The organism is Spiroplasma endosymbiont of Andrena trimmerana (assembly GCF_964019575.1).
Taxonomy (GTDB): Bacteria; Bacillota_I; Bacilli_A; order Mycoplasmatales; family VBWQ01; genus Spiroplasma_E.
This window is the reverse complement of sequence record NZ_OZ026455.1, coordinates 453,147-472,231: the sequence shown is the minus strand read 5'-3', so window position 1 is coordinate 472,231 and position 19,085 is coordinate 453,147. Positions and strand designations below refer to the sequence as shown.

27 protein-coding genes are annotated in these 19,085 nt (G+C 22.3%); 6 read left to right on the top strand and 21 right to left on the bottom strand.

Features of this window, described 5'->3' with window-relative positions; translation table 4 throughout:
* Positions 1–3: 3 nt before the first annotated feature.
* The 17 genes from AACL03_RS02845 to AACL03_RS02765 form a co-directional block, all read right to left on the bottom strand.
* Complete coding sequence (locus AACL03_RS02845) at positions 4–1,686, bottom strand: hypothetical protein (protein WP_339039179.1); 1,683 nt, start codon at positions 1,684–1,686, stop codon at positions 4–6.
* Between the two features lie 14 nt (positions 1,687–1,700).
* Positions 1,701–2,885 (bottom strand): hypothetical protein, encoded by a 1,185-nt coding sequence (locus AACL03_RS02840; protein WP_339039176.1) that lies wholly within the window; start codon positions 2,883–2,885, stop codon positions 1,701–1,703.
* Between the two features lie 18 nt (positions 2,886–2,903).
* Positions 2,904–3,281, bottom strand: a complete 378-nt coding sequence (locus AACL03_RS02835) for a hypothetical protein (protein WP_339039174.1) — start codon at positions 3,279–3,281, stop codon at positions 2,904–2,906.
* Between the two features lie 54 nt (positions 3,282–3,335).
* On the bottom strand, positions 3,336–3,485 hold the full coding sequence (locus AACL03_RS02830) for a hypothetical protein (protein ID WP_210368150.1): 150 nt from the start codon (positions 3,483–3,485) through the stop codon (positions 3,336–3,338).
* A 40-nt stretch (positions 3,486–3,525) separates the two neighbouring features.
* The gene (locus AACL03_RS02825; protein WP_338957615.1) at positions 3,526–3,684 is read right to left on the bottom strand and encodes a hypothetical protein; all 159 of its coding nucleotides are present in this window, start codon (positions 3,682–3,684) and stop codon (positions 3,526–3,528) included.
* Between the two features lie 16 nt (positions 3,685–3,700).
* Positions 3,701–4,525 carry a hypothetical protein gene (locus tag AACL03_RS02820; RefSeq protein WP_339039170.1) on the bottom strand — a complete coding sequence of 275 codons (825 nt, stop codon included), beginning with the start codon at positions 4,523–4,525 and terminating at the stop codon, positions 3,701–3,703.
* Between the two features lie 11 nt (positions 4,526–4,536).
* Entirely contained in the window at positions 4,537–4,773 is a 237-nt protein-coding gene (locus AACL03_RS02815; protein ID WP_281748585.1) for a hypothetical protein, read from the bottom strand.
* The gene (locus tag AACL03_RS02810) at positions 4,773–4,910 is read right to left on the bottom strand and encodes a hypothetical protein (RefSeq protein WP_339038671.1); all 138 of its coding nucleotides are present in this window, start codon (positions 4,908–4,910) and stop codon (positions 4,773–4,775) included. The genes AACL03_RS02815 and AACL03_RS02810 overlap by 1 nt, the downstream gene beginning before the upstream one ends.
* Positions 4,910–5,422, bottom strand: coding sequence for a hypothetical protein (locus AACL03_RS02805; RefSeq protein ID WP_338957560.1), 513 nt, complete (start codon positions 5,420–5,422; stop codon positions 4,910–4,912). The genes AACL03_RS02810 and AACL03_RS02805 overlap by 1 nt, the downstream gene beginning before the upstream one ends.
* Positions 5,415–5,702 (bottom strand): hypothetical protein, encoded by a 288-nt coding sequence (locus tag AACL03_RS02800; RefSeq protein ID WP_338957561.1) that lies wholly within the window; start codon positions 5,700–5,702, stop codon positions 5,415–5,417. The genes AACL03_RS02805 and AACL03_RS02800 overlap by 8 nt, the downstream gene beginning before the upstream one ends.
* A gap of 50 nt (positions 5,703–5,752) precedes the next feature.
* The gene (locus AACL03_RS02795) at positions 5,753–5,926 is read right to left on the bottom strand and encodes a hypothetical protein (RefSeq protein ID WP_339039168.1); all 174 of its coding nucleotides are present in this window, start codon (positions 5,924–5,926) and stop codon (positions 5,753–5,755) included.
* The gene (locus tag AACL03_RS02790) at positions 5,926–6,087 is read right to left on the bottom strand and encodes a hypothetical protein (RefSeq protein ID WP_338957563.1); all 162 of its coding nucleotides are present in this window, start codon (positions 6,085–6,087) and stop codon (positions 5,926–5,928) included. The genes AACL03_RS02795 and AACL03_RS02790 overlap by 1 nt, the downstream gene beginning before the upstream one ends.
* A gap of 3 nt (positions 6,088–6,090) precedes the next feature.
* The gene (locus AACL03_RS02785; protein ID WP_338957564.1) at positions 6,091–6,384 is read right to left on the bottom strand and encodes a hypothetical protein; all 294 of its coding nucleotides are present in this window, start codon (positions 6,382–6,384) and stop codon (positions 6,091–6,093) included.
* Complete coding sequence (locus tag AACL03_RS02780; protein ID WP_338957565.1) at positions 6,374–6,811, bottom strand: hypothetical protein; 438 nt, start codon at positions 6,809–6,811, stop codon at positions 6,374–6,376. Before AACL03_RS02780 ends, AACL03_RS02785 begins: the two co-directional genes overlap by 11 nt.
* Positions 6,812–6,813: 2 nt before the next feature.
* A complete protein-coding gene (locus AACL03_RS02775; RefSeq protein WP_338957566.1) occupies positions 6,814–6,978 on the bottom strand; it encodes a hypothetical protein in 165 nt (54 codons plus the stop codon).
* Positions 6,979–7,112: 134 nt separating this feature from the next.
* Positions 7,113–7,631, bottom strand: coding sequence for a hypothetical protein (locus AACL03_RS02770; protein ID WP_338958598.1), 519 nt, complete (start codon positions 7,629–7,631; stop codon positions 7,113–7,115).
* A 12-nt stretch (positions 7,632–7,643) separates the two neighbouring features.
* Positions 7,644–7,784 (bottom strand): hypothetical protein, encoded by a 141-nt coding sequence (locus AACL03_RS02765; protein WP_339039166.1) that lies wholly within the window; start codon positions 7,782–7,784, stop codon positions 7,644–7,646.
* Positions 7,785–9,679: 1,895 nt separating this feature from the next.
* Between AACL03_RS02765 and AACL03_RS02760 the strand changes: the two genes are divergently transcribed.
* From AACL03_RS02760 to AACL03_RS02750, 3 genes are all read left to right on the top strand, one after another.
* Positions 9,680–10,573, top strand: a complete 894-nt coding sequence (locus AACL03_RS02760) for a BspA family leucine-rich repeat surface protein (protein WP_339039164.1) — start codon at positions 9,680–9,682, stop codon at positions 10,571–10,573.
* Positions 10,574–10,732: 159 nt separating this feature from the next.
* Positions 10,733–11,353 carry a ribonuclease H family protein gene (locus tag AACL03_RS02755; protein WP_339039162.1) on the top strand — a complete coding sequence of 207 codons (621 nt, stop codon included), beginning with the start codon at positions 10,733–10,735 and terminating at the stop codon, positions 11,351–11,353.
* Between the two features lie 11 nt (positions 11,354–11,364).
* Complete coding sequence (locus AACL03_RS02750; RefSeq protein ID WP_339039160.1) at positions 11,365–11,763, top strand: hypothetical protein; 399 nt, start codon at positions 11,365–11,367, stop codon at positions 11,761–11,763.
* A gap of 11 nt (positions 11,764–11,774) precedes the next feature.
* Here the strand turns inward: AACL03_RS02750 and AACL03_RS02745 are convergent, their stop codons facing one another.
* Positions 11,775–13,409 (bottom strand): DEAD/DEAH box helicase, encoded by a 1,635-nt coding sequence (locus AACL03_RS02745; protein WP_339039158.1) that lies wholly within the window; start codon positions 13,407–13,409, stop codon positions 11,775–11,777.
* Between the two features lie 291 nt (positions 13,410–13,700).
* On the opposite strand from AACL03_RS02745, the gene AACL03_RS02740 reads away from it, so the two are divergent.
* From AACL03_RS02740 to AACL03_RS02730, 3 genes are all read left to right on the top strand, one after another.
* Positions 13,701–13,895 carry a hypothetical protein gene (locus AACL03_RS02740; protein ID WP_339039156.1) on the top strand — a complete coding sequence of 65 codons (195 nt, stop codon included), beginning with the start codon at positions 13,701–13,703 and terminating at the stop codon, positions 13,893–13,895.
* Between the two features lie 86 nt (positions 13,896–13,981).
* Positions 13,982–14,932 (top strand): IS30 family transposase, encoded by a 951-nt coding sequence (locus AACL03_RS02735; RefSeq protein ID WP_339038665.1) that lies wholly within the window; start codon positions 13,982–13,984, stop codon positions 14,930–14,932.
* A gap of 130 nt (positions 14,933–15,062) precedes the next feature.
* Positions 15,063–16,025 (top strand): hypothetical protein, encoded by a 963-nt coding sequence (locus tag AACL03_RS02730; RefSeq protein WP_339039154.1) that lies wholly within the window; start codon positions 15,063–15,065, stop codon positions 16,023–16,025.
* 144 nt (positions 16,026–16,169) lie between these two features.
* On the opposite strand, the gene AACL03_RS02725 is transcribed toward AACL03_RS02730, so the two are convergent.
* The 3 genes from AACL03_RS02725 to AACL03_RS02715 form a co-directional block, all read right to left on the bottom strand.
* Positions 16,170–16,988: a hypothetical protein gene (locus AACL03_RS02725; RefSeq protein ID WP_339039152.1), complete on the bottom strand. Its 819-nt coding sequence runs from the start codon at positions 16,986–16,988 to the stop codon at positions 16,170–16,172.
* A gap of 11 nt (positions 16,989–16,999) precedes the next feature.
* Positions 17,000–17,563, bottom strand: coding sequence for a hypothetical protein (locus tag AACL03_RS02720; RefSeq protein WP_339039150.1), 564 nt, complete (start codon positions 17,561–17,563; stop codon positions 17,000–17,002).
* Positions 17,564–18,037: 474 nt separating this feature from the next.
* The gene (locus AACL03_RS02715; protein WP_339039147.1) at positions 18,038–19,027 is read right to left on the bottom strand and encodes a GMP reductase; all 990 of its coding nucleotides are present in this window, start codon (positions 19,025–19,027) and stop codon (positions 18,038–18,040) included.
* Between the last annotated feature and the right edge of the window lie 58 nt (positions 19,028–19,085).

Sequence of the window (19,085 nt, the reverse complement as noted above, 5' to 3'; positions counted from 1 at the left end):
AATTTATCATTCCTTAAAAAATGCTTTTTTATAATGCTTAGTTTTTGTTTTAGTTTTTCTATGTGATATATGGATAATTTCTTTTTGTAACTTTTTCTTACCTTTTTTTACAACTTGACTATATGCAAATTTTTCTAAATGATGTAATAGTCCAGTGCCAAATAAAGTATTAACTGAAAATTTTAAACCAACACTTTTAAATGATTTATTAATATTTTCAATAGGATTATTAATAACATTTACTACTTTATGATAAGTTCTTATTATTCTAAATATTTCTCTATATACTTTAAAACTATCTCTAATTACTTGTTGTACCACTGGTGGAGCAAATGCTATTGCTTTTAATCATTTATTACGATTAATACCATAACCAATGTATCAACCACTATATCAACGATATCAATGAAATGGATGTATTTGAGTAACAAAAGTTTCTGCTTTAAGAATACTATCAACAACAGTAATTGGTTTATATTTAGGATTGCGATGATAAATAGTAATTGCACATTTATCTAATGACAAAGGTTGAATTTTACAACCCATAAATACTGGTGAATTTAATGGAATTAATTGTGCATGTTTAATTGCTCTTTTTTCTACACTAGTAAATAAATCTGTTACTTTTTCTTTTAATTTATTAATTTTTTCAAATACTTGTTTTTCTAACTTTTCAAATTTTTCTTGTAATTTATATATACTTTCTCGTAATTTTTCAAAATATGGAGTATCTTTTCAAAATTTATTTAAACCTTTTTTTAAATAAAATCTAATATCAAAATATTTAAAATTTTGATTTGCTTTTAAAACAAGTTGATGAATAACATTATTTTTAAAATTAAATTTAATAGAATTAGCACGAATTTTTTGTAAATCTAAAATTAAAGTTTTTCCATATCTATTTTCTGTATGTATTGTATGAACTAAATTTAATCAATCATGCTGATTCATAGATAGTACTTTTTTTAAATCAGTATTAAATTTTTTTAAAAAGTTATTTGCTTTTTCGATATCTTTAATTTTAAACTTTGGAGTTAATTGTGGACTTAATTTTATTAATGTATTTTGTAATAATAAGTAATCTTTTAACTCTTGTGCTTCTAATTTTTGAAAATTATTCTTATATTGTCTTTCAGCAACATAACCTAAATCTCGTAATACTGTTTCACGATTAGGAGTAAAACTATAATTCATTAAATAACGTTTATTACCAATAATTTTATCTGTTAAAATTTCTTTTCCACTTACTTGACTAATAATTTCTTGTAAGTTTTTTGCTTCTTTAATTCCAACTTGTTCTAATGTTTTAGTTTCTTGTGCTAGTTTAATAAATTTAGTTGTACGATAACCACGACTAATTTTATTAAGTCCAGCAAATGCAGGTAGTATATTAAAGAAAGTATTTCATTTTGTTACATTTCCTTTTAAATAATCATAAACTTGATTAATAGTAAAATCAGTTGTAGCATAAATACCAAAATTAATGGCACTTGCACCTAATCCAAGTGCTACGCTTTCACTTAATCCACCAGTAAAAGGAGCAAGTGCTACTGCTATGACTTGTACACCAATCATTTCTAAAATTTCTCATCAAAAACTTTTATTTTCTTGTTGGTTACTTGTTCTAGTATGTTTTGGTTTATTTATGTTTAAAAGTATTGCTGTACTAGTTGTACCAATTGGCATGATATTAATTTCCTTTATTTAAGAGTTATTTTAATTGGATTTGTTGTTCCTTTATAATTTAAGTCATTAACATTTGCAGTAATAGTTATATATAAGTCACCTGCTTTTTGTTTTTGATTACTTACATTAGTTTTTCCTTGTGCATCACTAAAATATTTAATAGTTGGATTTGTTAAATTAGGATTTAATGATTTAAGTTCATTAGTACTTTTTATTTGTGTATTTAATTCACTATTATTGTTATTAACATTTGCAGTAATATCAGTTGTTAAACTTGTAATTTTAGTTTTTAAATCAGTTTTTTCTGTTTTAATAACTCCACATAACATTCAACGTGAAGTTGTTTCATTATTAGAAATATATGGGATTGCTTCTCCAACAACTTCACCAGCAACTTTATATGCTCTTCCTGCTTTATCATCTTTAATAAAATCTACATAAATAATTGTTCTTTCTAACATGTATCTTTTCATTGCTCTTGGTGTTGCTAAAATAAAGGTCATTAATTGTTGTTCATTTTTATCATTAGTAAAAATCATATAGTCATCAAGAACGATTTCACATAGTACACCTTTTACATATAAACTATTTCCATTTAAACGTAATTGTTGAGCTAACTGATTATCGGTAATTAAACCTTTATTATCTGCTAAATAAACTAAACTATCATAGAGACCATTAGTAATAAAAAATTTACTATTTGCAATGTTTCTAAATTGAAACAAAGTATTTCAAGCCGATAACATTGATTTTAAATATCCTATTGGTGTTGTATCATCAATATCTATTTTAGTAGCAGATTTTGCAATTGCTTGTGTATCATCAATTGCTAATTTATCTGCTAAATCATTTGCAACTTCATATTGCATACTATCTAATAAATTTTGTCCATTATTTGCATTTAAATCTACATCTGTAATAATTTCTCCTGCAAGATATTTTTTAGTTATTTTTTTACTAATTTTATCTGTATCAACATATGGTAATTCATATCTTTTGCTTTTATCGTCCCAAGCAATAATTTTAACTTCTGGTTTTTTTGGTTTTTTAACAATAAATTCAATATTTACTGAGTCAACAATTTCAGTAGGGAAAAAGTTTGCCCATGGACTATTTGAAATTTTAAAAAATTCTATAAATTCTGGTGCTTCTACTAATCTCTCTGTATTGTCTAAATTTTGATTAAATGGTACTGACATTTTATTTCTTCCTTTCGTTTATAAATAATTTTTCTTTTTATAATTAATTAAAAAATTTTCTTTATCATTTGTTTTATTATTAATAATTATTTGTTTATTGCCACCTGTATTAATTGTTTGTTTAAATACCGGTTGTTCTTTAATAATTTTTTTAATAGTTTCTTCAATTTTTGAATTTTCTATATTACTTGTTTTAAATTTTAAATAATCATAAAATTCAGTTTTAACTTGATATTTTTTAAATATATTAATCATTTCTTTTTCTTTAATTTCTTGATTAAGTTTATTTAACTTATTTTCTGCTTCATTAACTTTATTTTCTATTTCTTGTGAAGAAGCATTATTTTCAGTTAAAGGTTCAGTTGTTTGTTGAACATTATTTTCATTTTCTAACATTTACATCACCACTTTTTTATTTATTTTCTTTATTAATCTTTTCATTTAACTTTGCTAATTTTTTTGATGTTTTATAATTTTGTTATTTGCTCTAACATGTTTTGGAGTTGTGATAAATCTTTTTAATAAAACAATAATTTCTCTGCAAATTAATGTTCCAACACTTGTTCCAATAATTATTAATTCATGTAAAAATTCTTTCATTTGAATATTTTCCTTTCAACTATTTATTTTTAATTTTTAATTATTCATCAAATTGACCACCATTAATTCTTTCAATCATTGATTGTGAATTACTTATAATTTCTACTAATACAGATATTTCTTTATTGAATTCTTCTATTCTTTCTTTATATGTTTTTATTTGATGATTATAATATTCAATTAATTTTTCTTTATTCATAAATTATTCACCTCCTTTATAAATTCATGTGATTATAATCTCAATTTAATGAAGCATTATCATGATTTAATGGTACTTCGCTCATATTATCACTACCATATTGACTAGTTGTTTCACTATTAATTGTGAATCTATTATCATTAATTAATCTTGCAGTTTCATTATTAAATGGTGTTTCTTGCATTTCTTCAATATGATTTGTAGTTTCCATAGGTAGTAAATTATGGATTATTTCACTTGCACCAGCAATAATAGTAGGTACTGCATAAGCATTATTAAAATCATTATTAATTCCCATTGCTACACCACTTGATATTAAACATCCACCAGTTGCCATATTACAAATCTTTCTTATTGTTTCAAATTTATTAGGTATTAACTCAGTTAATCCACTAATAAGATTTGAAATACCATAAGCATTTAATGAAATATAAGTATCTCAATCCATTAATGACTGATGTTCTTGTTTATTTAATAATAATCATGGAGGACCCTCAGTTGTAGTTGTAGTAGTTATTGGACTTGGTGATGTTGGAATAATAGGATTAATATTATTTTCTATTCATTTACTATAATTTGCTAAACCAATTGTTCCTAAACCTAATAATATTTTTTTAGAACTATTAATTAATTTACTTTTAGTATTTGGTCTTTGATTTAAATTTCATATATCTAAACCTAATTTTTTACCAAATAATAAACTATTAATTGAACCTAATACTGGATTTGCAATTACTTGACCATAATAAGCACTTGTACCAATCATTGCACAAATTGGACTTATTCCAGTTCTAATTAATTTAGTTAAAGTATAATTTGATTGATTTTCTATACTTGGCATTTTATTCTCCTTTAATTTTCTAATTTTTTAACTGTTACTTTAATTCAACCTTGATAAACATCATTATCACCAACTATTAATGCAACATTACTTTCTGGGTCAGAAACAATTATATGTTTTGATTTAACATTTGGGTATTGTCTTAAAATAATTGCTCTAATATCATTACTTGTATGAATTGCTTTTGGAAATGGTGATAATATTTCAATTTCATCTTTATTTTCAAACAAAGTAGGTAATATTATCATTAGTCAAATTCACCTTTTTCTATTTTTTCAATTAATAAATTTAAAATATTTTTGTCCAAATCAGAGTTTGTATAATTAATTTTTTTAGTTCATTTAATTATATCTTTCATATATTTAAGTAATTTTTCTTTATTCATTATTTATTCTCCTTATTTAAATAATATCAACCAATTAATAAACTATCTGCTTCATCATGATTTGATATTTTTATATTTCAATTATTTTCTTTAATAATTTCTTCAGCAACATATATACTTAGTTCTTTATCTCAAGGTCTTAATCAAAAAATAGGTGGGTCATAACGTTCATATCATTTCTTTCATTCACTTGGACTTATTAACATATCTTTTGTTAATAATTTATTAAATTGTCCTGCAATAAAACCACGTAAATGTTCTTGAGTTTCATAACCAATACCATTTTTTGAATTAAAAGTACCACGTTCAATAATTAAATCCAATTCATTATCATTAACTTTTATATCTCAATAAAATTTTCTTTGTCCATCATATTCTTTTAAATTATAACTTTTAACAAATATTGGTTTTCAATTTCAAAAATCATATTTATCATGTAAATAAACTTTTTTTCATAAAGTAAATCCAGTATTTTTAATACTTGGGTCAATTGAAAGTAAATAATTAGTCATTATCAAATCACCGGTCTTTAATTCTGGTTTTAATTGGTTTATAAACTTCTTCATAATATCCGTTTAAGCGATATGTGTTTTTAAGATATTGCATAAATCTTTCTTTATTAATACAATTTTTATGTCTTGATTTATTAATTTCATCAACTTTATTTCTATGTTCTTTATCACCTTGATAACAATGTTCACATACATTTTCTCAGCAGTTTTTTTCACAAGTAAATAAATCATGTTTTTTATCACATACACAACAATCTTCACAACATACTTCTTTATTCATTATTTATTCTCCTTTCTATTATTTCTTTCTTGCTTTATTAATAAATTTATTTAAATAATTTGATTATCACCATCACCTAATTTTTTTAAAAGATATTCATATCTTTTCTTAAAATCTTCACTATCAATATCTCTATCTTGGTAAATTATTTTTTTCAATTTTTTTATTTTATACAAGGTTTTTGGAGAATATATTTCTCCATGCATGCAAAGAAAACATTTCATTATTTATTCTCCTTATTTTCAATTTGATTAGCAATTTCACTTAATATTTTTAATACTTTATATTCATTTTTTAATTCTTTAATAATAAATATTAAAAATATTATTAGTGTTATACTTGTTATTAATATTGGTGCTATTAATAAAATTTCTCATCATATCATTTTTTACTCTTTTCATTTTTTAAATCATTTAACATTAATTGAACAAAATACACGATTTTTAGGAATGTTTAAAGTATTAAAAATTTGACCAGTTACAATAATTTCATCGTTTTTGTTTAATAAAATACATCGGTTATAAAATTTTGGATTATTAAAAATTAAAGTAACATAGTTTAAACCATTTCATTGACCACGAACACTATAATATAATTCTTTATTACCTTTTTCGTAATATTTTGCTTCAATAGTGTTACTTAGTTTTACTGTTAATTTGACATAATTGGCTTTATCTTTCATTTTTATAATTCCTTAAATAGTATTGAATGTGTTTATATGCATCTTGTTCATGTTTTGTTAATTTTATATTTCCTTTATAATTTGTTATTTTATTTTTATTTTTTGGTTGGTTTTCTAGATAATCTCAGTTGAAAACATCTTGTACTAATACCATTAATGAACCAATAATTTTAGGAGTTGCTAATGGATTAGTTAATAATTGTTTTGAACTTAAAAAGAAATTTTCTACAATAACTAATATTTTGTTTTCAAAAAATTGTTCTTTGATTATTGATAATATTCTTTTATAACGATTTTTACTTTCAAAAACATGTGTTGTGTTGAATGTTTCTGTATAAATAATCCTATTTGTTTCATTTGAATATATAACAATTCCATTATTACCAATACCAGCGGGGTCAATCCCAATAATTAAGTCATATTGCATTATTAATCAAATTCACCATTTTTAATTTTTTGATTTAATTGAGATATAAGATTTAATCTTCCATTAAAACAACTTTTTCAAAGTTTAGTTACTTTTTCATCGTCTCTCATTTCTTTATTTCATTCTCATTCATCTTTAAGATATTCAAGTATTTTTTCTTTATTCATATTTATACCTCCTACTTAACCTAATATTTAAAATACAGTCATAACAAATTGCTTTACTATTTTTATCTCTTAAAAAATATTTTCTTGTTTTTATATCATTAGTATTAAAGAATAAATAATCTAATTTATTTTGTTTACATGTTCAACAAAAATACTTTTTCATTATGAGTTGAAATTTCCTTATAAGAAGTAACTATATAATTAATTGGTAAATCATCATGTTTATATGGATTATTTATTTTAAAACCTTTTCTGTTTTCTTCTCACGTAATGTTATATTTAAAACAAGGATTAGTAATTTTAGTTTTGTTATCTGTTATTTCACCCATAAATCAACTATTATGCTGTTCATAAAATGTTAATTGTTCAAGTTTTATATCATTAAGATAATATTCTTTTGGAGCAGTTGGTTTATTAACAGTTATTTTTTGGTCTTTAATATATGGTTCTAATAACTTTATTAATTCATTACCACTTAATTCTTTTTTAATATTTTCTAAATTAAAAACTCAATATGTGTAACTGTTATCAACAATAAAAGAATTATTTTTAATCATTCATTTTGGAAGAGATAATTTATATTCAACATAATCAATAAGAATAGATTGTGGTTTATCTTTAACAATTTGTTCTTTTTTAAATTCTATTTGCATAATAATCCTTTCCTAATATGTTCTGTTGCTTCTAGCATAAAGAACATATATTTTTATTCTTAGATTATTAATAATACTACTATTTGTTTTATTCATTCCAGCAATTTTGGGCTCAAAAATTTTTCAAAAAAAAATAAAAAATAAAACCAACACTTGCTCACTTGGTAGTGGCAAGGTTGGTTAAATAAAGAATAATAGTTGGTCCCCACTCCGGGTCTATATATACTAGTTTCCAATTCGCTCCCACCCCAAGAATTACCATTTAATGGTTAGTATAATTTATTAGGTATCACTCCACTTTTTATTTATCCATGCAAGTCCACATGTTCTAGCTACTATTTTTAACAACTGTGTTGTAGTTCACTTTTTTAGTTCCCTAACACTTGTTGATAATAGCGTTAAAGAGGGTTATTAATTATTAACTTTCTCCTACTTGGTCACTGCGTGTAGTAGATATTTAAAGGGTGCTAATAATAAAAAATTTTAAAATTTTACAATTACAAAAAAAGACAAGATTATTTCTTGTCTTTTTCCTTTGAAAATAATTTTTATTTTATCTTATAAATGTATATTTTTTAAAATACGTCGAATATAAATTTAAGGCTAAAAGAGAATTTAATTTGTCTATCATCATTTTGAAATGGTAATATTGAAAAGAATTTATTTATCTAGTAATTCATCTTCCTACTTTTTTGGGAACCTCCCTATTTCTTTTTTCTACTTTTTTTAATAAAGCATATACAAGAAATTATTAAAACTATAAAATAAAAAAATTCTAATCCTCATGGAATAATGAAAAATAGTTTTTTCCGAATAGTTATCGTAGAAGCAAATTTATAAAAAGCAACATATCCGCCAAAGGAAAAAAATAAAATTGATCCAATAATAAAAAATAATGATATTCATAACATAATTCTAGTTAATATTAAGGAAATAAAATCATTATTTTTTAAAAAAATAAAAGGAAAGGCAACAACACCTAAAATTATGAAACCAAAACCCAATACTGCAATTGTCAGAGTTGGAAAAGTTAAATTGAATTTAAAAAATTTCTTAGTGATTAAATTATCAATAAGGATTAATAAATCAGTAGTTTCTCTTTTAAAGAAAATAATTCATAAAACTCAACTAATTAGTAAAGTTACACTTGTTAATCATGAAAAAATTATAATCATTCAATTATTATAATAGTTAATACTTTTCTTTGTTGAATAATTATCATCAACAGTTTCTTTAAATATCTTTTTTTTCATTTTTAAAAACCTTATAATATTTTATTGTTAATCAATTCTATTAATTTTTCTTTTTTCATAATATCTCTCCAAAACTAACTTATTATTTTTGTGTATATTTTGTTACTGTATTATTGAATGCTTGTTGATAACATTTACCACTGCAATATATAAATTTATCACGATATAAAGAGTCAAATGTATATTCTTTCTCACATGATGAAATATAGCATTTAGTTGTAATAATTGGATAATCTAATTAACCCCCTTTAAATTTATATTATACATTTTACATGATTTCTGTTTTATCATTTTATTAATTATTTTTTTATATTTTAAGTGTTTTATATATTAAAATTTATATTATTTTAAATAGTGCAATAGATTTAGTTAATAAGTTATTAGTATACAATTTTATGAAAAAAGTGTTAAAAAATAATTAAAAGTATGTAAAATATATTTATCTTCTTAAACTTAAGAAGTTATTGGTAAAAATTGAGGAGGATTAATTTATGAAAAAATATTTATCATTATTAATTGCAATATCATTAGTGCCGGTATTTTATTTTATTTATTAATTTAATAATAAAAAATAGTTTCAATTTAAAAATAGTTTCAATTTAAAAATAGTTTAGTTATCGGTGAACATTTTGCAAGTACATTGATAACTTTTTATTTAATTTAAATTTAAAGATAATTGTAATGCTTTGTTTTTTTATAACTTATTGTTTATTTATTTTTTTAAAAAATACTAAAATATATTTATCTTCTTAAATTTTAAGAAGTTATTGGAGAAAACTTGGAGGGTGATTAATTATGAAATCATTATTAACAACATTAAGTATTTTAGCAATTACGGGTAATTTAACTAATGTTATCTTAAATACAAGTTCACAAAAAATTCAATTTTTAGATAATAAAATTCAGCAAGATACAATTTACATTGACAAAGATGGAAAACAAGTGAAAACGAGTGAAGTAGATTTATCAAATATAAATAGCAAAGAGGTTATTCAAATTGGATTTTTTCAAAATCGAGAAGGAATAATTCAAGTTGTTAAAATGCCAGTAACAATAGAAAAAGTATCTGATCATTTACCATCAGAAATTAGATCTTTGAAAAATATGTTTATGGATGCAAGAGCATTTAATCAAGATATTTCAAAATGAAATACATCAAATGTAGTAGATATGAGTTATATGTTTAGTAATGCTTCATCATTTAATCAAAATCTATCAAGTTGAAATATTGCACACGTAACAAATATGAGTTCAATGTTTGCTGGAGCAAAAAAATTTAATCAAGATATTTCAAACTGAGATGTAGTTAATGTAACAACTATGCATGCAATGTTTTATGGTGCTTTATCATTTAATCAAAATTTATCTTGAAATATAATTAATGTGAGAGATATGAGTTCAATGTTTTATGGTGCTTCGTTATTTAATGGTAATATTACAAATTTACTCTATGATAATAATGTAACAAATATGAATAATATGTTTCGAAATTGTTTATCATTTAATCAAGATATTTCGAAGTGAGATACTTCAAAAGTGGTGGATATGGGTTATATGTTTTATAAAGCTTCTTTATTTAATAAAGACTTATCAAAATGAAATGTAAATGAAGTATTATGACATGGATGATTTGCTAAAAATTCAGGATTTGAAAATGATCCTAACAAATGACCCAAATTTAAAAATTAAAATTTTAAAATAATAAATATTTTTTTGTGCCATTTTATTTAATTAGTAAAGTCACTTGCTAATTAGCATTAGCAATATTTTTGCTTTTAGTTGTAATTTTAATTAGATAAAATTTAATATTATTGTAAAATTAAAATAAACAATAGAGGAGTCATAATTATGGCAAGTAAATTTTATGCAGTAAAAAAAGGTAGAGTCATTGGAATATTTGAAAACTGGAATGAATGTGAAACACAAATTAGAGGTTATGCTGGTGCTCAGTATAAAAAATTTGCAACTAAAAAAGAAGCTCAAGATTATTTAGATGATAAAATTCAAATAAAATCTGAAAATCACTATAAATATGAAGTAATAGCATATACTGATGGTAGTTTTAAAGAAGAAATTAATCAATTTTCTTATGGACTTGTTTTCTTAAATAATGGCAAAAAAGATATATTTTATGAAAAATTTGATGATGAAAATTGAGCAAAATTAAGAAATGTTGCTGGAGAAATAATGGGTGCACAAAAGGCAATGCAGTTAGCTTTGGAAAATAATATAAAATCAATTTTAATTTGTCATGATTATGTTGGAATTAGTAAATGATGTACTGGTGAATGAAAAACTACTAAAGTAGAAACAAAGGCATATAAAGCATTTTATGATAAAATAGCAAAAGATGTTAATGTTTATTTTAAATGAGTTAAAGGTCATAGTGGTAATATATATAATGATGAAGCAGATGCTCTTGCTTGAAAAGCATTTAATTTAAAAAAAATGTCTAAACCAATAATTTAAATGTTAAAAAGGTGGTAAATAACATGATTAATAAAAAAATAATATTAGCAACTTGTTTAGGAAATATTATTGGAGGTAGTTTGTTTACTCTTTCTGATCTATATCAAAAAAGAGAACAAAATATTCTTGAATTTGATATTACTTCAGCTATAACAGTGCTTTCAGGATGTTTTACTGGTGCTCTTTTTGGTTTTATTTCAGGTCTTTTTTGTTGTTTAAATGATGAAGAAGATAATGGTGATTATAGAGAATTTTTTGAAAGTCAACAAATCATTGATAACACTCATTCTTTTCAATCTTCAAACGAATTTGCGCCTTTATTGCAAGAATATATTCTTGAAATTAATGATGAACAATTCATTCCTAATAATAATGCAGATCTTGTTTTTAATCCTCGTTTAGTTTATTAAACATAATAAAATTATTCAAAAAATTTAATACCTTGATCATTAATTATTTTATTAATATCAATTTTATTATTAAGGATGTCTCTAATTTTTAAATCGATAGTATTAGCACAATATAAATTAATAATTTCTCTAGTTTTATTATCGTTTAATTGAGTTGGAAAAAAGCGACTTTCAGCTTGCTCATTTTCGGTTGGGTTTAATTCACGATCTAGAAAAATCATAACATCACCTTTATCTAATGTGATACCAACATTAGTAGATTTAATATTACATAAAATAATTTTAACTTTTTTACTTTGAAAATCACTAATAGCTTTAAGCCTTTGTTCATGATTTACTTTACCAGTAATTAATTGATGATTTAATTTATGTTTATCTAAAATGTTACTTAAAATGTTAATTCCTTTATCACTAAAACTACTATAAATAATAATTGAATCATTTTCATTATCATGTAAGTAGTCTAGTAGTCAATTAAATTTTGCTCCTAATTCTTTCATTCCCTCATTAATAGGTGTTGAACAAATAGTTCTTAATTTCGTAAATATTTGTAAAAAAGTTATTTTAGATTTTTTATTATAAAATAATTCTTGTTTCATAGTTTCAAGAGTATCATAATAAATTGCGGTTTGTGCTTTGGGCATAGTTAAAATTAAATCATTTTTAATAATTTTTGGCATTTCATTACGTACATCAATTTGTTTGCGCATAATTGATATTTTTTTAACTAAATAATCAAATTCTGCTGCTAGTTGTGGTTTAACATTTGGTTTTGGTATATTAATAGTTACAAAATTGGTAATACGTTTTCTAATTATTCCAAAATAACGAGCAACAAAATCTCAATAATCAATATTTTTATATAGTTTATTATCAATAATTTTTAATATACCAAAAATATCACTAGGATGATTATTGGCAGGGGTACCAGTTAAACAATAAACTGATGATACTTTATTTGCAACTTCCAAAATTGTTGAACTTTGTGCAGTTTTATAGTTTCTTAAAAAATGTGCTTCATCAATAACTAATGTAAAATCAAATTTAGTTAATAATTTATTTTTTATATCATTTTTAAAAGTGTTTTTAGAAACTACTAAAATACAATTATTACTATTTTTAAATTGATTATATTTTTCTGTTCGCACTTTAGTAATATCATCTTTAATAGTAATACAATTATAGGTGGTTCATTTTTTAATTTCAGGAACCCATGTTAATAAAATAGTTGACTTAGGAACAACAAATAATATTTTATTAGTTTTCATTTCTGATAATGCTGTTAAAATAGTTGGTGTTTTCCCAGTACGCATTTCATTAAATAAGCCAAATCTTTTATTTGCTTTTAAAATTGCAACATCAACACGTTGATAATGTCTTAGTTTAGGATTACCTGGATAATCATTTAAGTTTTTTTCTTGTTGGATTTTTTTTCATGATATTAGTGAGTGTTCATATATTTTTTTTAATTTATCATTATTATTTGTATATTTAAGTAGTATTTCAAGAGCAAACGGAGTATTAAATATTTTAAATTCATTGGTATTATTGATATCAATAATACCTAGTGCATTTAAAATTTCTTTTTTATTTTTTTTCACTTTAATTGTAATATGTTCATTATTAAAACTTATGATTTCTAACATTATTAACCTACTTTAGTGTTTGTATATGATATTAAATATTATAATAAAATTAATATAAATTAAAAAATAATTTATTTTTGTTAGTAAATATTAGATTATTAATAATTTATTTTTAAAAGAATTATAAGTTATTGAATTGTATATAGAAAATAGTATTAATGTATATATCATGTAAATTTATTATATTTATATACAATGTAAAAGAAAAACTAAATATAGTTTTCAATCTATTATTTTTTTAAGAAAGTAATGATTTTTTTTATATTAAATAAAAAAGAAAGGAAGAAGTTAGTGATAGAAACAATTAGAAAGGAATCAAAAATTTTTAAAGAAGAAATCAAAAAAATAGATAGTGTAATAAAAACAAAACAAAACAAAATAATAGTTTTAAAGATTGAAAAACAAAAATTAGAAAAAGAAAGAAAAAAACATTTTGAACAAATTAAAAAAATAGACAAGATTATAAATGCTGAGTTATACTTGTAAGTGCAAGTAAATAAAATTGCAAAAAATTCTCATATAAAAATTTCATAATGCTAAATTTAGTTTAGAAAAAAGTAAGGAGTTTTTATATGAGTTATAAACATCTTGGCATAGATGAAAGAATTTATATTGAGAATCAATTGAAATTTAAATTTAAAATTAGTGAAATAGCTAAAAATCTTAATCGAAGTATTAGTACTATTATTCGAGAAATTAATAGAAATAAAGATAATAATCATTATTTTTCATTAATTGCACAAAATAAAGCTGAAAATCGAAAACAATCACATATTAGTTTTCATAAGTTTAAAAATAAGAATTTAGTAAAATATGTACAACAAAAATTACTATTAGGTTGATCACCTGAACAAATTTATGGCAGAATTAAAAATTTTCATAAAGAATGAGTTATTAGTTTTAAAACAATTTATACTTGAATTTATTTTGGAATGCTTGATAAAGTTACTAGTAAAAATTTAAGAAGAAAAGGTAAAAAACGAAAATCTAAAGAAAATCGTGGCAAGTTTAATGGTAAATCAATTAAAGAACGAGATATAAATGTTAATGATCGTATAACACTTGGTCATTGAGAAGGAGATACTATAGTATCATCACGAGGTAAAAGCAAATCATGTTTAATAACTTTAGTTGAAAGAGTATCACGATTTACTTTAGCAATATTAGTTAAAAACAGAACTACTAAAGTTATTAATAAAAATGTCAGTTATTATTTATCAATTCTTCCTAAAAACATTGTTAAAACTATTACTTTTGATCGTGGCAAAGAATTTTCAAATTGACAACAACTTGAAAAAAATTTAGATGTAAAAATTTATTTTGCCAATCCATATTCACCTTGACAAAGAGGTACTAATGAAAATACTAATGGTTTAATTAGAGAAAAATTTCCTAAAAAATTTATTTTTTCAAAAACTAATAAAAATGAAGTTCATAAATTTATATTGTCTTTAAATCAAAAACCGAGAAAAATACTAAATTATCTTTCACCAATCGAATATTTGGATAGAAAAATAATTTAGTTGCACTTACCTTTACAATTTAGCAAATATTAATGAACTTTATGAAATACAAAAACAAATAGAAAAAAATAGAGAAGAAATATTAAAATTAAAAAATCAATTACCAAATAAACAATTACAAACAACATATATGATAAAAAAATGAAAAGAAAACATAGTGGCATTAGATGAAGAGATATCCAAAGAAATGATACGAGAAGAGAAATTAGATAGTGAAATAAGAGTATTGGAAGTTGAAGGAACAAATATAGAACAGCAAATTGAAAATTTTAATGCTCATGATTTAAATAAAAAATTAATTTTATCAAAGTTAAAATTAAAAACAGCAAGATTAACTGTTAAGTTAGAAAGAAGAACATACAAAACAAAAAGAATATTTTGTAAAATTGCTAGAAATGAACTTGAAATAGCAAATAAATTTTTTTCAATAAAACAAGAAAATTGATGATTATGTCCAAATCTAAAATCAGAAAAAGAGGTTTTAGATGCAAGATTAAAAATAAGATTAAAATTGAAGATGGAAAATATTTGTGATTTAAATCGTAGTATGAGTAGAAGAAATTTAGATATTGCAAAAATAGATAAAAAAATTGCAAAATTAAATTTTAGTATAAATAAAAAAAATATTGAAATTAATGGTTGTCTTGCAGCAGTAAGACAAATTTATAATTCACAAAGTATAAAAACACAAATAAAAATATTATTAAAATCTCCTTTTATTTGATTGAATAAACAATTTCAAAAATATAAATATGAATTAACGTTAAATCAATATCAAGCTCAATTAGAAAAATTAGAAAAAGAAATCCAAAAATTAGAAACAGATAAAGGAGGGCGAAATTTTTCTAATAAATTTTGAGTTATTATTAGTTGTGGTCGTTTTAATAATAATAGAAGCAATGAAATTAAACAACAAAAAAAGGCAAAATTATATGAAATTAAACAAAAGATTTCTGGATTAAGAAATCAAGCAACTATGCAATCTCAACCTTCAACATCTAGACATGCTGTATCTTGAAATGAAATGGATCCTAATCGCTGTTTCAATGAAATTGGATATAACGATGATAGGGGGTTTACTTCTTCGTTTTAATATATTAAATAATTGTAATAATAAAAAAGTGAATTAATAATTCACTTTTTTATTATTATATAATGTATTTTTTCAGTTAATATTTTTAACTAAAATGTGTTATTTTTTTATATTTCATCAAAAGAGAAGTTAATGACTTTACTTTTACATAACTTGGATAGATGGTTGATTTGAATCTGGATGATCTATCGGTTCGCTTTCATTTATTAAGTTTGCATTAAATGGTTGAAAATTAAATTGTTTTATTAATTTTTTAAAACTATAATTTTGTGCTTGTTGATTAGCAAATCTTTCTATTCCTTTTATACTATTGGTTGCTATTTCTTTTGCAATTGAAATTTTTGTTCAAAATCAATCAAAATAAGAAAAAGAAAAAGAAGTAAGAGTATTTTCAAGAATTACTGTCAATAGTGTTAGTGGAAGTGCTTTTTTAATATTTTCTAAATTTATTTCTTTTTCTTCGCCATAAAGACCAGTTAATATATTTTTAAAAATTGATACAAAAAGAAGCATACTAACAGTACTACCATATTTAATAATTTTTGAAAAGTTTTGATTTTTTAAATTTTGTCATAATTTTTCAATGCAAGGTTGAGCAATTTTATCAAAAATTAATTCTTCAATTAAAATACTAGTAAAAAAGATACTTATTCTTTCTATAAAAGATATGAAGTTGAAATTTTCTTCACTAACATGTAAATATAAAAATTGATCTCAAATACTAATACCACCAATTACTAAAGAAAAAGATAAGTATTTTCATTTATTTTTTAAAGAAATAAGTTTGTAATTTAAATAAGATAAATTCATTACTATAACACCACTAATACCACTCATTAATACATCTCAAAAATTATGATAAAGATTTTCAGGTAACTTTTCTTTATGAAAATAATTTTTAGCTTCAAATAATAATACTGATCCGAAAGCAAAATTTAAAAAAATTGTATTAGGTAAAAACATATATTTTGAACTTAAAAATTTTTTAAAAAATTAGGTTTTTCTTTATTTATTGGTAAAAAAGTAGTTAAATCCAAGTCATTTAAATTATTATTGTATTCTCTTTCTTCTTCATTATTGTATATTTTATATTTTGTTTCAATTTTTTTATTTTCATTTAAATTTGATAATTCTAAAATAACTGCACCATCATTTAATATAATTTCTTTCATTAAATATAATTGATTATTAATATTTGCTATTTTTTCATTTAAAACATCACCTGTTATAAATTTCGTATTATATTCTCAATTACCATTAATATCTAATCTTTTTTGTGTTTTTCCACCATAACGATCATCAGTATCCCTTCAATCATTGCTAAAATTAACAATAGTATGTACTGAATCACCATCAAATAATAAATTGTTTAAATTATTATTTTCTCTTGCATTTGTTATTTGAACATCATTTAAAGTTATAATACTTTCAGTACTAGATGAATCATTATGATTTATTGATATATGTGAATTATTAATTCCATTATAATTAATATGTTCATTTATTTTTAATAAAGGTAATTTTTCTGTATTAATCATTTTTTCATCCCTTTCAAAATAAAAAAACCATTTACTTTAAAATGAAAGTAAATGGTTTAAAAAACTTATATTAATTTTTATATTTATTATAAAGAAATAAAACGTATTTCACAATATATTTTTATCTAGTATTTTAAATAAAGTTTATTTAATTTATTTTTTATTAAAAATATAATTGAATATAAACTAAAAAGCAAAAAATATGGAAGAAGCTAAAAAAGCAAAACTATTAAAAATGATATCATAAAGAAATATAATCAAAATAAATATAAAATAATGATAAAAAATCAGAAAAAAAGTTTTAGACAAAGTAGTTTAAATATTAAAAATAATTTAATTATTAGATTCTTTAGTATCATTAAACAATTATCACAGTGAATTCAATTATCATCATAGGCAGTTTGATTTGCTTCTATTTTAATAAAAAACAATTTTGGGTACCCAGAATTGTTTTTAAAGAAAAATTAAAAGTTATTAACGATCATCACCATTATTAATAGTACCTTTAACAATAACATAATCACATTTTGTTAATGCAGATAAATCTTTACCACCAGCATAAGAAATAGCAGATTGTAAATCTTCTTCCATTTCTTTATAAGTATCAGCAATTGAACCTTTATATGGAATAAGTATTTTTTTACCTTCAATATTTTTTGCTTCCGCTTTGTTAAAAATACTTGCTGATCCAAAATATTCTTTGTAAGATTGACCATTTATTGTAACAATTTTGCCAGGTGATTCATCATAACCCGCTAAAATACTTCCTGCCATAATCATAGTGGCACCAAAAGCTATTGCTTTAGCAATATCACCATTACATCTAATACCACCATCTGCAATTAATGGTTTAGTGGTGCTATTGGCAACATCTTGTAAAGCATTTAATTGTCAACCACCTGTACCAAATCCAGTTTTTAGTTTAGTAATACAAGCTTTTCCTGGACCAACACCAAATTTAATTGCATCAGCGCCTCATTTTTCTAAATCTTTAACAGCGGTTTTTGTCATAACGTTACCAGCAATAATAAAAGGTTTAGTATTTGTTTTAGCAAAAGTAGTTTTTATAAATTTAATCATTTCTTCCATAGCATTACTATGACCATGAGCAATATCAATAGTAATAAATTCCGGAATTAGATTCAGTTTGATTAATTGTTCAAGTAACTCTTTATCCTCTTTTTTAACACCAATGCTAATTGAAGCATATAACTTTTGTTCGTGCATACTTTTAATAAATTTAATTTGATCGATATTAAAACGGTGCATTACATAAAAGTAATTATTTTTAGCCAATCAAATACATAATTCTTGGTTAATGACAGCACTCATATTTGCTGGAATAATTGGAATTTTAAAAGTAAAACCATTTAGTTTAACACTGGTATCACATTCTTTTCGTGATTTAACTATTCCTTTATTTGCAATTAGATTTATATCTTCAAAATCAAATTTCACATTCATTTTTTATTTATTCTCCTTAGTCTTTACTAATTGTAATAGTCAAAATATGTACATATTA